General features: G+C 33.5%; 1 pseudogene. It reads right to left on the bottom strand.

The features are described 5' to 3' along the window. Positions 1 to 427 precede the first annotated feature (427 nt). Positions 428 to 666, bottom strand: a pseudogene (locus ACFFHF_RS06480) (IS4 family transposase); the annotation flags it as partial.

Here is a 666-nt window from a genome sequence, read left to right as displayed (position 1 = left end):
TTAGAAGGTATGATAAAGAAGGAATTGGCAAACTTTGCACCAAAGATTCACTGTAAGCCAGTTTCTTTTTTGGATAGGTTTTTAAAATCGTGTTTTAATCAAATATTAAATTATGGCTCTTATCACACCTAGATGATATGTTTGGTAATGAATACCATCATTGAAGATGTCGTACAAGACAGCTAAAAAGTACCCGAAACCACACATCGTAACGGACCATATTAAATGCAACTGGTGATTTATATTCATTTTTAATATTTAAAATCATTAGCGTTGCATAAAGATTTTTGAAACTTGTCAAATTGGATTTTTATGGGTGAAACTACAAATAATTGAATATTCAGATATATTGTTTTATCCGGAATTTAAAAAGATTGATAAGGATATAAGAAGTAGTCCTTATCCACAATTGGTAAATTATTTCCTTTTAGTATTGGTAAAGTGTGTCAAATGTTAAATCGTCTAGGTGATCCACCTCACCTTCGTCAAATTGGCGTACAATCAATGCGAAATCTTTTTCCCAATCATATTTTCTTCGCCCTTTTGAGTGTCGGGATGGTTTCTGGAAAAGAGCACGAATAAATGCATCAAGCCCTTCATAAAGACAAGTTTCTAAAGTCCTTTTCAGCCCTAACAGGCTGCCATCGTGGCTGACTCTCAATTGAA

It is taken from the genome of Robertmurraya beringensis, assembly GCF_042433785.1.
Lineage (GTDB): Bacteria > Bacillota > Bacilli > Bacillales > Cytobacillaceae > Robertmurraya_A > Robertmurraya_A beringensis.
This window is presented reverse-complemented; position numbering and strand designations above follow the sequence as displayed.